At 44.4% G+C, this 14,393-nt stretch carries 11 protein-coding genes and 5 tRNA genes; all 16 read left to right on the forward strand.

Annotation, left to right across the window (positions count from 1 at the left end; translation table 11 throughout):
• Positions 1-8: 8 nt before the first annotated feature.
• The 16 genes from QJR74_RS04020 (at position 9) to QJR74_RS04095 (ending at position 13,804) form a co-directional block, all read left to right on the forward strand.
• Positions 9-3,008: an autotransporter outer membrane beta-barrel domain-containing protein gene (locus QJR74_RS04020; RefSeq protein WP_304373333.1), complete on the forward strand. Its 3,000-nt coding sequence runs from the start codon at positions 9-11 to the stop codon at positions 3,006-3,008.
• Between the two features lie 153 nt (positions 3,009-3,161).
• Complete coding sequence (mltB, locus tag QJR74_RS04025) at positions 3,162-4,235, forward strand: lytic murein transglycosylase B (RefSeq protein WP_304373334.1); 1,074 nt, start codon at positions 3,162-3,164, stop codon at positions 4,233-4,235.
• A gap of 106 nt (positions 4,236-4,341) precedes the next feature.
• A complete protein-coding gene (gene pncC, locus QJR74_RS04030; RefSeq protein ID WP_304373335.1) occupies positions 4,342-4,848 on the forward strand; it encodes a nicotinamide-nucleotide amidase in 507 nt (168 codons plus the stop codon).
• 79 nt (positions 4,849-4,927) lie between these two features.
• Positions 4,928-5,992, forward strand: coding sequence for a recombinase RecA (recA, locus tag QJR74_RS04035; RefSeq protein ID WP_304373336.1), 1,065 nt, complete (start codon positions 4,928-4,930; stop codon positions 5,990-5,992).
• 83 nt (positions 5,993-6,075) lie between these two features.
• Positions 6,076-6,588 carry a regulatory protein RecX gene (locus QJR74_RS04040; RefSeq protein WP_304373337.1) on the forward strand — a complete coding sequence of 171 codons (513 nt, stop codon included), beginning with the start codon at positions 6,076-6,078 and terminating at the stop codon, positions 6,586-6,588.
• A 137-nt stretch (positions 6,589-6,725) separates the two neighbouring features.
• A complete protein-coding gene (gene alaS / locus QJR74_RS04045; protein WP_304373338.1) occupies positions 6,726-9,356 on the forward strand; it encodes an alanine--tRNA ligase in 2,631 nt (876 codons plus the stop codon).
• A 241-nt stretch (positions 9,357-9,597) separates the two neighbouring features.
• Positions 9,598-9,783 carry a carbon storage regulator CsrA gene (csrA, locus tag QJR74_RS04050; RefSeq protein ID WP_304373339.1) on the forward strand — a complete coding sequence of 62 codons (186 nt, stop codon included), beginning with the start codon at positions 9,598-9,600 and terminating at the stop codon, positions 9,781-9,783.
• A gap of 245 nt (positions 9,784-10,028) precedes the next feature.
• A tRNA-Ser gene (locus QJR74_RS04055) sits at positions 10,029-10,121 on the forward strand.
• Positions 10,122-10,126: 5 nt separating this feature from the next.
• Positions 10,127-10,203, forward strand: a tRNA-Arg gene (locus tag QJR74_RS04060).
• A 62-nt stretch (positions 10,204-10,265) separates the two neighbouring features.
• Positions 10,266-10,342: transfer RNA gene (locus QJR74_RS04065), tRNA-Arg, on the forward strand.
• A gap of 49 nt (positions 10,343-10,391) precedes the next feature.
• Positions 10,392-10,468 (forward strand) — tRNA-Arg (locus tag QJR74_RS04070).
• Between the two features lie 44 nt (positions 10,469-10,512).
• Positions 10,513-10,589 (forward strand) — tRNA-Arg (locus QJR74_RS04075).
• A 149-nt stretch (positions 10,590-10,738) separates the two neighbouring features.
• Positions 10,739-12,340 (forward strand): glutamate--cysteine ligase, encoded by a 1,602-nt coding sequence (gene gshA / locus QJR74_RS04080; RefSeq protein WP_304373340.1) that lies wholly within the window; start codon positions 10,739-10,741, stop codon positions 12,338-12,340.
• A gap of 154 nt (positions 12,341-12,494) precedes the next feature.
• Positions 12,495-13,010: an S-ribosylhomocysteine lyase gene (gene luxS, locus QJR74_RS04085; protein WP_092675735.1), complete on the forward strand. Its 516-nt coding sequence runs from the start codon at positions 12,495-12,497 to the stop codon at positions 13,008-13,010.
• A 123-nt stretch (positions 13,011-13,133) separates the two neighbouring features.
• A complete protein-coding gene (locus QJR74_RS04090) occupies positions 13,134-13,274 on the forward strand; it encodes a hypothetical protein (protein WP_304373341.1) in 141 nt (46 codons plus the stop codon).
• Between the two features lie 14 nt (positions 13,275-13,288).
• The gene (locus QJR74_RS04095; protein ID WP_304373342.1) at positions 13,289-13,804 is read left to right on the forward strand and encodes a hypothetical protein; all 516 of its coding nucleotides are present in this window, start codon (positions 13,289-13,291) and stop codon (positions 13,802-13,804) included.
• Positions 13,805-14,393: the final 589 nt, after the last annotated feature.

The raw sequence follows: 14,393 nt of genomic DNA on the forward strand, positions 1-14,393 counted from the left end.
ACGTTACGATGAACAAAGGAATTTCATCTAGTACTAAGCGTGGGAGTTTAACAAAAAAACATCTCTTCTACTGTATGCTTTTTTTAGGACCTATTGAAGTCTCTGCGGAGGTTTATGAAAAACTCGTTATTGATAAGTCTGGATATTGGAAAGATATAGTCATAGATAATACTTCAACCACTAATGGTGCGCTTTTAATCCAGGACGGTGCAATAGTCAATATGCATAATGCCGACATTACAGTGGGGTTAATCAGTGGTACTGCAATAAGAACCTATTATGGAAATTTCTCTGCTGAGAATTTAAAAATAAAAGTTAAAGACAGTCAGGGAAGGGCGCTAGGGATTAGTATTGGTCCGACCAGTCAAGTTAACTTGAATAATATGACCTTGGTTAATGAAGGCAAAGGTGAGGGGATTTTTTTTAATACTGAAGAAAATACTCAATCGGGATTAAACCTTTCTAACAGTTCTATAGAAACGACTAATGGTGCTGGGATACTTTCGATGTTTGGTATTTTGGCAGTGAATAACGTCGACGTTTTAGCACGAGGTGATTTCGCTCACGCTATTAATATGAATACCGGTACGACAGACCTCACCATCTCTGATAGCACATTAAGCACGACGGGGGAGGAAAGTTATGGGGTCTGGATGATCCATAATGGCGGTAAAATGAATGCAGAGACGACATCGATAAGTACCTTAGGACGAAAATCGCATGGGGTTGTGTTACAGCGTACTCAGCCTACTGCGCCACTGAGTGAAGCCGTGCTAAAGAATATAAATATTGAAACCTCTGGAGAGGGAGCGCATGGTATTTACAGTGAAGGTAATATTGATGGCTCGAATATTTCTTTTCATACTTTCAATAAGGGATCTTACGGCGTTTTCTCTGTGGGGGAAGGTCGAGTAAATTTGAAAGACTCATCTATTTTCACATACAGAGATGATTCTTATGGCGTTGCTCTACTCAATGGTTCGAAGTTTGAAGGGGGCTCGCTCTATATTGTAACGCAAGGGAATGCTTCCCATGGTATTTACAACGATCGAGGCTCTTTTAAACTGAATAATAGTCATTTATTTATAATTGGAGGAAAATCTGCGGGAGTATTACTCAGTAGTGATAGATCAAAAAATAACTTTTCTTACACCGATCTCAGCCTCTTATCCCCTACAGCTGAAATTAATAATACATTAATCGAAACAAGTACAAATAACGCAGGAAATGGTATTGTAGTTGTAAACGGTGCATCATCGGTTAAATTAGTCGGGAGCAAGATCAATTATCGACAAGGTTATGCTCTCTCTGCACTAACGACCAGCGATAACCAGAATAACTCGTTCTCTTCAGCTCTATATGTTAATGCATTAAATAGCGTTATCTATGGAAACATCCTTGCTACAGATAATAATAAAATCTATTTGGATCTTAAGGGGGACGGAGGGTACTTAAGCGCCGCTGTTACTAATGTTGAGTTGATAAATTTACAACAAAGTCATTGGGACATAACCGGTACCAGTCAGGTTAAGTCGCTCAATAATGATGGTGATATTCGTTTTGATTCAGATAATCTCTCTGATCAGTTAATCATCGAGGGGAATTATAGTGGCAAAGGATCACTCTTGATGCGGGCAAACTTATCCGGTGACGATTCACCCGCTAATAAAGTGATTATTAAAGGGGACGTTTTATCGGGAAGCTCTACGGCGGTTAGTGTAGAAAACCTAGGGGGTTTAGGGGCAGAGACGATTAATGGGATTGAGTTAATCTCTGTCGGCGGTACTTCTTATGGCGAGTTCACTCAAGAGGGAAGGATTGTTGCGGGGGCTTATGAATACCACTTAACGAAACAAGCCGAAAGTTGGTATCTTCGTAATGACTCTCCCAAGCCGACGCCAGATCCTCAGCCACAACCGACGCCTGATCCCCAACCACAACCGACACCTGATCCACAGCCACAACCGATACCTGATCCACAGCCACAACCGATACCTAATCCACAACCACAGCCCCATCCAGATCCGACATATCGTGTTGAAGCAGGGAGCTATCTAGCCAATTATATTGCGGGTAATACCCTATTCACTACCTCACTGTTTGAACGAGAGTCCGATCCTTTTGACCATGAACAATCGCTTCTTGGCCAAAATAGCGCGACTTTATGGCTAAGACAGATGGGAGGACGCAGCAGCTGGTCTGACAGCAGTGGGCAACTAAAAACCAAGTCTAATCGTTATATCGCGCAATTAGGCGGGGCTCTACTACATATTGAGACACCCCAAGGTGGGCGTTGGAGCACTGGGGTTATGGCGGGTTATGGCCATCATCGTAATTCGACAATCTCTAACCGCGTTTCATATCGTGCAAAAGGGAGTGTGAATGGTTATAGCACGGGATTGTATTCAACTTGGATAAATGATAATTCCGGCAAAGGGGGGTACGTAGATAGTTGGTTACTTTATAACTGGTTCAATAATTCCGTTAAAGGGGATCAACTTCGTCCACAATATTATCGTTCCAAAGGGATTACCGCCAGTATTGAGGCAGGATATTTGTCTGAAGTAATGAAATTCAAAGGTAGTCTAGGATCCGAATACCGTTGGTTTATAAAACCGTCGGCACAACTCATCTATCAGGGCGTTAAGCACCACGATATCATTGAAGATAATAAGACACGCATCAGTAATGTGGGTAAAAATAACCTTCAAAGTAAACTCGGTTTTAGAAGCTGGATACGCGGTCGACATATTCTGGACGAAAAGACTGATCGTTATTTTCAGCCTTTTGCAGAGATTAACTGGATACGGAATTCAAAGCGTCATGGCGTTAAGATGGACGCAACTAAAGTGGAACTCGCCGGTGCAGAGAATCTGGCTGAAATGAAGCTGGGTCTTGAAGCTACTCTCTCTAAGCAAGCGAGCATTTGGGCGAATACGGCAGTACAGGTCGGTAATTATGGCTACAACGATAGCCGACTCACTGTAGGCGGTAAATGGCGTTTTTAAATAATCGCTATCTGTAGCGCGAGGGCGGAAATAGACTGTATAAGAAATATCCGGTTAATGCAGAAAGTTTCCGCCTTTTATATTATGCTAGGACACCAATATTCTTGCTTTCTTACTAATAAGAAAGTCGATGTTCTCGCTAGTGGAGCGCGCATGCGATTTAATTATCTTATCGTACCTATAATTACTCTTCTCTGTTCATGCAGTAGCCACTCGCACCGTTCAGATAACCAAACTGCTCCGCAAGGTGGCTTTTTATTGAAGCCTGCAACCTTGACCCAAAATGACTTAACCGGTGATTTTGCAGGAAATCCGCGAGCAGAACAATTCATTGATATGATGGTCGAAAAGCACGGGTTTAATCGCCAGCAACTTATCGCTTGGCTAAGCCAAACTCGCCGCTTGGACTATGTGTTGAGATTAATGGACCGTCAGGCACCTAATTACACGCCTGCCCCTGGCCCTAACGGCGCATGGATCCGTTATCGTAATAAGTTTATCACCGACTCCAACGTACAAAATGGCGTCGTTTTCTGGAATCAGTACCAAGATGCGCTGTCCAGAGCTGAAATCCAATATGGTGTCCCGGCAGAAATTATTGTTGGTATTATTGGGGTGGAGACACGTTGGGGCCGTGTGATGGGTAAAACACGCATTATCGATGGCCTTGCCACGCTCGCTTTTGATTACCCTCGCCGAGCAACCTATTTTAGTAGTGAATTAGAAACCTTCTTATTGATGTCGCAACATGAGCAAGATAATCCACTAACGTTAAGAGGTTCGTTTGCGGGCGCTATGGGGTATGGCCAATTTATGCCTTCAGCGTACAAACAGTTTGCGGTCGATTTTAATGGTGATGGCCATGTAAACCTGTGGGATCCCGTTGATGCGATTGGTAGTGTTGCACATTATTTCCAACAAAGCGGTTGGAAAACAGGACAACCTGTCGCAATTGTCGGCACTGGGCAAGCACCAGGTTTAGAAAACGGTTACTCAACCCGTTATACCGTTAGCCAATTACAAAATAGCGGATTGACGCCTCAACAAGCACTTCCTGGTTCACAAAAAGTCAGTCTATTGCGCCTCGATATGGGGAATAGTTACCAATATTGGTTCGGCTTACCGAATTTCTATGCGATAACCCGCTATAACCATAGTACACAGTATGCGATGGCCGTCTGGCAACTAGGTGAATCAGTGCGTGCTTCTAGACAGAACAACCTGTAACAGGAATCAATAATTGCGTGGCGACTAGTCAATTTTTTGTTCGCCACGTTGTTACTATTTCATAATGAGTAAATAATCGCCGTGACCACGGGATGAAGGAGAGGTTATGAGTGATAAAGTGACCCAGTTAAGTGAGTTACTCGGGCGCCACCTTTTACAATCTCACTCATCGATCACCACTGCAGAATCTTGTACGGGTGGGGGGATTGCCAAAGCGCTAACTGATATCAGTGGCTGCTCCTCGTATTTTGAGGGCAGTTTTGTCACCTATAGTGAACAGAGTAAACAGCGTTTTTTAGGCGTATCGTCCGCAACGCTACACCAATATGGTGTCGTCAGTGAAGCCATAGCTAGAGAAATGGCAGAAGGCGCTTGCCAAGCATATTCGGCCAACTATGCGATATCGGTCACAGGTTATGCAGGTCCAGGCGGTGGAAGCACGGATAAGCCTGTGGGAACGGTGTGCTTTGGATTTGCCTCAGTCACAGAAAAGACTAGCACTCGCCTCTGTCATTTTTCCGGTGATCGTGAGGCGATTCGCCAACAGGCAGTCGCTTTCGCCCTTGCCACAGCCTTGGAGATATTTTTCAAAATTAAACTTGATACTGTATGACTATACAGTATAATTAATCGCGTAGATGCATAAGCATAAAATCCCCTTGCTGGCGAAACCAGTACGATTAGGAGTTGAAATGGCTATTGACGAAAACAAACAAAAAGCACTTGCCGCTGCCCTAGGACAGATTGAGAAGCAGTTTGGTAAAGGCTCTATCATGCGTTTAGGTGAAGACCGGACGATGGATGTAGAAACCATTTCAACGGGATCATTATCTCTAGACATCGCATTAGGGGCTGGTGGCCTGCCAATGGGACGTATTGTTGAGATTTACGGGCCTGAGTCATCAGGTAAAACAACGCTAACCCTACAAGTCATCGCCGCTGCGCAACGTAAAGGGAAAACCTGTGCCTTTATTGATGCTGAGCATGCATTAGATCCGGTTTACGCTAAAAAATTAGGCGTGGACATTGATAACCTGCTTTGCTCTCAACCTGATACGGGTGAACAAGCCCTTGAAATCTGTGATGCCTTAGCGCGTTCAGGAGCGGTCGATGTTATTATCGTTGACTCCGTCGCAGCGCTGACACCGAAAGCGGAAATTGAAGGCGAGATTGGGGACTCTCACATGGGCCTAGCGGCGCGTATGATGAGCCAAGCTATGCGTAAATTAGCGGGTAATCTAAAACAATCCAATACGCTGCTTATTTTCATCAACCAAATCCGGATGAAAATCGGTGTGATGTTTGGTAACCCGGAAACAACTACCGGTGGTAATGCGTTAAAATTCTACGCCTCTGTTCGTCTTGACATCCGCCGTATCGGTGCGATTAAAGAAGGCGAAAATGTGGTAGGGAGTGAAACCCGCGTTAAAGTAGTGAAAAACAAAATTGCAGCCCCTTTCCGTCAAGCTGAATTCCAAATTATGTACGGTGAAGGGATCAACTTCTACGGTGAATTAGTTGATTTAGGTGTGAAGCACAAGTTTATTGAAAAAGCGGGTGCTTGGTATAGCTATCAAGGTGACAAAATTGGTCAAGGTAAGGCCAATGCAGGGAACTACCTACGTGAAAATCCGCAAATTGCCGCGGAGATTGAACAAAAACTGCGTGAAACCTTGTTAAACAATCCTACTCATGAGGGTGACGCTTCCCCAGAACATGAAATGTCTGGTGAGAATGACGAGCAAGATGAATTTTAATCTTGTATTCTGACCTGAGTAACGGGAGCCTGCTTATGCGGCTCCCGTTTTTCGTTATGGGGATTAAATGAAGAGGACATCAAATGGAGACTAACGTCCAGCAGAAAGAGGTAACCTATACAGAACTGTTGCAGCGCGCTGTATGGCTACTTGGTCAACGTGACCATGGAATCGAAGAATTACGGGAAAAGATACGACTAAGCGTGGCAAGGAAGTCATTGCGTGAACCCTCCTACCAGTTTTGGGCAGCCGAAGAGACGTTAGAAAGCGTTGTGCAATGGTGCCTGGAACAAGGCTATTTAAATGATGAGCGTTTTTGCAAACTATTTATTGTTCAGCGAAGTCGCCGGGGATACGGGCCTCAACGAATCAGCCTAGATTTGAAACGTAAAAAAATAGACTCTTCGACCATACAGCATGCCTTGCGCCATACCGACGTTGATTGGCAACAATGCACGCAAGAGGCTGCACAGAAGAAAGTCGGTCGACATTGGCCAACCAACTATCCAGAAAAGGCAAAATTACAACGTTATCTTTACAGCAGAGGCTTTCACAGCGAAGATATCCGTGCTGTTTTTGAAAATATTTCCTCGTGAATAAGATTGAGATTTTACTTCCCGGCAAAGAAAACTTATCTTATTGAGACTTTTAGTTCCCTATCATAAGTCGACTGTGAGCATTCCAGTGACCTAGATGTAACGGGACATCTGTTAAGCATGATACCAGGACATTTATGAGCAAGAGTACTGCAGAGATCCGCCAGACGTTTCTCGATTTTTTCCAAAGCAAAGGCCACCAAATTGTTGCTAGCAGCTCGCTGGTACCAAACAATGACCCAACGTTACTCTTTACTAACGCAGGGATGAATCAGTTCAAGGATGTGTTCCTCGGTCAAGACAAACGTGATTACTCACGCGCAACCACTTCACAACGCTGTGTCCGCGCCGGGGGGAAACATAACGACCTCGAAAACGTTGGCTACACGGCTCGCCACCATACTTTCTTCGAAATGTTGGGTAACTTCAGTTTCGGTGATTACTTCAAACGTGAAGCTATTTCCTTTGCCTGGGAACTACTGACCAGCGCGCAATGGTTTAATTTACCTAAAGAACGTTTATGGGTAACTGTTTACGAAACTGATGATGAAGCATGGAATATCTGGGAAAAAGAGATAGGTGTACCTGCTGAACGAATTATTCGTATCGGTGATAATAAAGGTAGTGCTTACGCATCAGATAACTTCTGGCAGATGGGCGACACTGGCCCATGCGGCCCTTGTAGCGAAATTTTTTACGATCATGGCGACCATATCTGGGGTGGTCCTCCAGGTTCTGCAGAAGAGGATGGTGATCGCTACATTGAAATCTGGAATATCGTCTTCATGCAGTTTAACCGTCAAGCAGATGGGACTATGCTGCCGTTACCTAAGCCTTCTGTCGATACAGGGATGGGCTTAGAGCGTATCTCTGCGGTACTGCAACATGTTAACTCTAACTACGATATTGATTTATTCCAAAAACTAATCTCTTCAGTCGCTAACGTGACTGGAACACAAGACCTAACTAATAAATCGTTACGCGTCATTGCAGACCATATCCGCTCTTGTGCATTTTTAATTGCCGATGGTGTGGTGCCATCTAACGAGAACCGCGGTTACGTGCTTCGCCGTATTATTCGTCGTGCCGTCCGTCATGGAAATATGTTGGGGGCGCAACAAAGTTTCTTCTACAAATTAGTTCAGCCGCTAATCGACGTGATGGGCAGTGCAGGTGACGAACTTCGCCAACAGCAGCAACACGTAGAGAGTGTACTGAAAGCTGAGGAAGAGCAATTTGCGAAAACCTTAGAGCGTGGCTTAGCACTACTTGATGAAGAGCTTGCGGCATTAAAAGGCGACACTCTACAAGGTGAAATCGTATTCCGTCTTTACGATACGTTTGGCTTCCCTGCCGATTTAACGGCAGATGTCTGTCGTGAACGTGATTTGAAAATTGATGAAGCAGGGTTCGAAGCAGCGATGGAAGCCCAACGTCAACGCGCTCGTCAAGCAAGTGGATTCAGTGCTGATTATAATGCGCAAATTCGTGTCGAGAAAGATGCTGAATTTAAGGGGTATGATCAGTTATCTTTCCCCGCTACGGTGAGCGAAATCTTTATTGACGGGCAATCCGTTCAGCAGCTACTTCCTGGGCAATCAGCGGTAGTGATCCTCGATAAAACGCCTTTTTATGGTGAATCGGGCGGTCAAGTCGGCGACACCGGTGTTATCTCTACTGCGCATGGCGAATTTAAAGTAGAAGATACTCAAAAATATGGGAAGAGCCCAGGTCATTTAGGACACCTCACTGCAGGCGAACTGAAAGTGGGGCAACAGGTTAATGCGCAAGTTGATGAAGACAGACGTGCTAAAATCCGCTTGAACCACTCCGCAACCCACCTATTGCATGCGGCGCTTCGCCAAGTGCTTGGGCCACATGTTGCTCAAAAAGGGTCTCTGGTCAACGATAAATACTTACGTTTTGATTTCTCTCATACCGAAGCAATGAGCGAACTGCAATTACGTCAAGTAACGGAAATTGTTAACCAACAAATCCGTTTAAACCTGCCAGTTACAACTGAAATTATGGACATTGAAGAAGCCAAACAAAAAGGGGCGATGGCCTTATTTGGAGAAAAATATGACCAGCAGGTAAGGGTGTTAACCATGGGCGACTTCTCTGTCGAACTCTGTGGGGGGACTCACGCACAGCGGACCGGTGATATTGGTCTTTTCGTATTGGATTCAGAGTCGGGTACAGCTGCGGGTGTACGCCGTATTGAAGCCTTCACCGGTGAGCGTGCATTAGAGACGGTATTTGCCGCCCAGGACCAACTGACGCAAATAGCACAGCTGATCAAAGCGAATAGCACTAATCTTAATGACAAGGTGAAAGCGCTAGCCGAACATACACGTGTGCTCGAAAAACAAATCCAGCAACTCAAAGACCAGCAAGCGGCTCAGAAAAGTGCCTCTTTAGCCGATCAAGTCACTGAGATTAATGGTGTAAAAGTACTTGTTAGCGAGCTACCTTCTATCGATCCTAAGCTTCTACGGACGATGGTTGACGATCTGAAAAATCAATTAGGCTCAGCGGTTATTGTTTTAGGGACAACCAGTGATGATAAAGTTTCATTAATCGTTGGTGTCACTAAAGATCTGACAGACCGAGTTAAAGCGGGTGAATTGATTGGACTCATTGCACCAAAAGTTGGGGGCAAAGGGGGCGGTCGACCGGATATGGCACAGGCAGGCGGTAATCAACCTGATGCGTTAACGGCTACGCTGGCTGAAGTTCCTGAAATTATTTGTAATAAATTACAGTAAGTTAACAAGGTTTTACTTTTAGCCCAACAGCTACTGTTGGGCATATTGTAAAATCATTTAATGAATCTCTTGAGAAAGTCAGGTAAGAACTGCGTATTTCGGCTAAACTATTATTTAGCATGAGTAATCAGGGATAGAATGAATTTTATTAATAAAATACTGTCCTAATTATTTAGTGTATTCGATGGATGTGCCGGGTTGCGCAGAGACCCGACTCTTTTAATCTTTCAAGGAGCAAAGAATGCTTATTCTAACTCGTCGAGTTGGTGAAACCCTCATGATTGGTGATGAGGTTACAGTGACAGTACTCGGTGTCAAAGGGAACCAAGTGAGAATTGGTGTTAATGCACCTAAAGAGGTTTCGGTGCATCGTGAAGAGATTTATCAACGCATCCAAGCTGAGAAAACTCAGGATCCTGAGTATTAATTTATCTGCACTCACCAGGGGCAGGTTATAAGACGGCTGTAAAACATCATTGTGTTTGCAGCCGTTTTTTTATGCATTATAAAAGAAAAACGTCGAGTAAATGCGCTAATTGCTGCGGTTTTGTGCAAACAAACAATCTTCTCGAAAAAGTGTTTGACTTATAAGTCGGGGAAAGTAATATGTGCGCCAACGCAGCAACGAACGGCAACGTAAGTTTCCTTAGATGCTAAGTTAAGAAGTAAATTGGTGAGGTGGCCGAGAGGCTGAAGGCGCTCCCCTGCTAAGGGAGTATGCGGTCAAAAGCTGCATCGAGGGTTCGAATCCCTCCCTCACCGCCATTTACGCATCCGTAGCTCAGCTGGATAGAGTACTCGGCTACGAACCGAGCGGTCGGAGGTTCGAATCCTCCCGGATGCACCATAATGGTTGTTACACGCTTCTTTGGTAAGTTTGTTACCTGTCAGTTACAAGAATTCTGCAATGCATCCGTAGCTCAGCTGGATAGAGTACTCGGCTACGAACCGAGCGGTCGGAGGTTCGAATCCTCCCGGATGCACCATTACTCATGTAGTTCCCCAGGCTATAACTCGCATTACCCCCTTTACTCTGCATCCGTAGCTCAGCTGGATAGAGTACTCGGCTACGAACCGAGCGGTCGGAGGTTCGAATCCTCCCGGATGCACCATACTCGTTGTAAATTTAGTACTACCCCGTTTTACCCCATACTCTGCATCCGTAGCTCAGCTGGATAGAGTACTCGGCTACGAACCGAGCGGTCGGAGGTTCGAATCCTCCCGGATGCACCATTTGCTTATCTTCATCTTCCCTAAAGCTATAATCTTTATTAAATAATTCAATTGTTCTGCGTTAAGATAGCTTTTTACAGTCATAGCATCTAAGGTTTACTCATGTCCGCGACAATTGGCTGACAATCGGCTAGAGTACTGTCTGACTAATGATTGAATTACAAAGACTTTCACCAAGGGAGGTGTCAGTGTTACCTGACGTTACTAACGCGTTACGCTGGCTACAACAACAGCCACAGCTCTTAACCGGGATTGGACGAGGCATCGAGCGGGAATCGCTACGAGTTCGGGCTGACGGCTCATTATCAGAACAAGGCCATCCTAAAGCGCTTGGATCAGCACTGACCCACGATTGGATAATCACTGATTTCGCTGAATCATTAATGGAATTTGTTACTCCTGTCGATCGCGATATCCCGCATCTGTTGACCTTTCTGCGTGATTTGCACCGGCATGTTGCGAAAAATATTGGTGATGAGAGACTCTGGCCGTTCAGTATTCCAGGCACGATCACTGATACGGAAACTATCGCATTAGCCGACTATGGTTCATCTAATCTCGGCACAATGAAGCATATTTACCGCCAAGGCCTCAAACACCGTTATGGCTCGCTGATGCAAGTTATTTCAGGCATTCACTATAACTTCTCCTTACCTACTGCTTTTTGGGAAGCGAGAGCTCTGGCCGATAACGATATTCGCCCTGTGCATGAAATCGCTTCTGAGGGCTATTTGCGGCTTATTCGTAACTATTATCGCTTTGGTTGGATAATTCCATATCTGTTTGGCGCTTCACCTGCTGTCTGCGAAAGCTTTTTAGGAGACAACCCCGTAGCCAAGGAGATGGAAAGCGATGGACAAGGGGCTCGTTGGTTCCCTTACGCAACATCGTTACGTCTTAGCGACCTGGGTTATACCAATAAGTCACAAAGCGGTTTGGAAATCTCTTTTAACTCCCTCGATAACTATGTCTCGGGCCTAAAAAAAGCCATTGCAACGCCTTCAGAAGCTTATGAGAAGATGGGATTATTTGACGCTCAACAGCGCCGTATCCAACTGAATACCAATGTCTTGCAAATTGAGAACGAACTTTATGCTCCTATCCGGCCCAAGCGTGTTATCCGTCGAGGGGAAGCCCCTTCGGATGCATTGAAGCGTGGAGGAATTGAGTATATTGAAGTACGCTCATTGGATATTAATCCTTTCTCTGCTACCGGCATTAGCGAAGAGCAGGTACGTTTTCTGGATTTATTCTTAATTTGGTGTGCATTGATCGAGTCGCCTGAAATGGATCAAGCACAGCTAAGCTTTGTCAAAGGCAATTGGAACACCGTCGTGTTAGAAGGGCGTAAGCCAGGCCTGACACTGCAAGCGGAGTGTGGGAAGCAGGATTTCACGCTGCAGGAGGCTGGATTAGCACTATTTGAGGGATTAACCTCAATTGCGAAAATTCTGGATCAGGGAACGGATTCAGCTTATCAGACGACTTGCCAGACATTACGTGGCATGATTACTGATCCTGAAATGACTTACTCAGGCAAAATCTTAAGTGTTATTAAACAAGAAGGGTTTATCGGTAGTGGGATAGCCTTGGCAGAGAACTACCGTCAAACGTTACTACAAGAACCTTTGGAAATCTTGAACGAAGCTATCTTCGCAGAGAAGGCTGAAGAGTCGATCGTTGAACAGCAGAATATTGAAGCTAACGATACGCTCTCGTTTGAAGAATATCTTGCTTCTCGTAAGGGTTAGCCGAAAAGCAGACAAGAAAAAGGCCACTTCATTGTGGCCGAATAACATCTTAGTTGTCAGGATGATGATAACAAATGCGCGTCTTTCATAAATTAAGACGTCGTGAATTGTAAAAAGTTCATCAAATCGAAAATTTTTTTTAGCGAGGTGAAATATGCCGTTATTGGATAGCTTTACAGTAGACCACACCCGTATGGCTGCGCCAGCAGTACGTGTGGCAAAAACCATGAATACTCCACATGGCGATACCATCACCGTATTCGATCTTCGTTTCTGTATTCCTAACAAAGAAGTCATGCCAGAACGCGGTATCCATACGTTAGAACATCTGTTTGCAGGCTTTATGCGTAATCATCTAAACGGTGATGGTGTAGAGATTATCGATATTTCGCCAATGGGATGCCGTACTGGTTTCTATATGAGCCTTATCGGTACACCAGCAGAGCAGCGCGTGGCGACTGCCTGGAAAGCTGCCATGGAAGATGTGCTGAAGGTTCAGGACCAAAAGAAAATTCCTGAATTGAACGAGTACCAATGCGGAACCTATGAAATGCACTCGCTGAGCGAAGCGCAAGATATTGCCCGCCATATCATTTCTCATGATGTGCGTGTCAATCATAACCAAGAATTAGAGCTTCCTCCAGAAACACTGAAAGAGTTAGAAATCTAACGCTTTTCAAGCTTAGCATTCAGTGATGAGCCGCGATCGGGAGCTACCGACTCGCGGTTTTTTTAATGATGCTCATAAACGGTGAAAATAACTATTATATGAGTTGTGAGTAGCCTGCTTAATATGCTTTGTAGACGAAAACGTGCAAGGCATGCACTGATCTCTGGCGTTACCAACACTTGTGGAGCACAAGGATGTTTACTGAATGATGATTTCCTCGCCTATACCCTCTTATTCGCCGAATCCTTATTTACTGTGGTGTAATGGTTATCTCACAAATGAGTTTGTGCTCTGCTGCGCGAGCCGCTACTGCACAGTGCGCAGAAATAAAATTCAGCTTGAGCCTGCAGGCTTCATTTGAGCGCCAAGCATGTGATGCCAGACTAACCTTACATAATGCTAGCCCTTTACCTCTGACCGACGTTAAGGTCGAATTACGCTTCTTAGATACGCAATTACAACCCGTTCTGGCTTCGATAGAAAGTGTATCAAGCCAGGCGAGTTTTTTATTAGTTGCTTGCTCCGACGACGGGTTTATCTACGGTTACGGCTCAGCACGTGGAGATGCGGCATTGGCAATTAATTCCGACCAAAAGGGCGCGGTGAGTGCCACGACGCGTGACTATCTGGCAGCAAAAGTCAGCTATATCCAAGGTGAAAGCCGAGAAGAGTTTGACATCCAGCCAATTACTATCGTGGTGAAGCCGCTGAAAATAATATTAATATTTGGACTGCGAAAGATAGGCATTAACTTGGTACTACGCCAGAAAAAGTGCACAATTCAATACTGCTAATATACATAATGTAAGGGGGCTAGTTAAGGAAGCATTAACTTCACCGAATGCTAAATTTATGGTTAATAATGAAGATAATTCTCTCAGGGTGGTCGCTGATATGGGTAGAGTAATTGGGACTTAAAAACAGATATCTATCAGGATTTCAATCGTGAGCGACGGTAAAATAGGGAATGCATTTCCTATCAATCATCATTAGTTAAGGATTACAATAATATGTATATAGGGGAGTTTAACCCTACTAATCAGATTTATTGCGAAGTCGATGGATGCGTTAATAATCTCTAAAGGCAATGAATATATTTTTTTTCAGAGGAAAATATCCTACTATTAGAATTTGTAAAAGCCTTAAATGCTTGGGGTAAGCAACCTGATCCAAACTTTTAGTATTACTCAATCGATTATGAGGAAGGGTCAACCGTTTATTTCAGACATGCAACCTCACAAAGTTGTTGTGTAGGAGCGGTTTGGCTGGAAGGTTTTTTACTATAAGTTTTGAAAGTGTAGAGTTAATATTGACGGGTGATGGTTTTGTTTGAAAAATTTTCAACGACCTCTTTCTAGAATAATTGAAATTTATTTTTTAATT

It is taken from the genome of Tatumella ptyseos (assembly GCF_030552895.1).
GTDB lineage: Bacteria > Pseudomonadota > Gammaproteobacteria > Enterobacterales > Enterobacteriaceae > Rosenbergiella > Rosenbergiella ptyseos_A.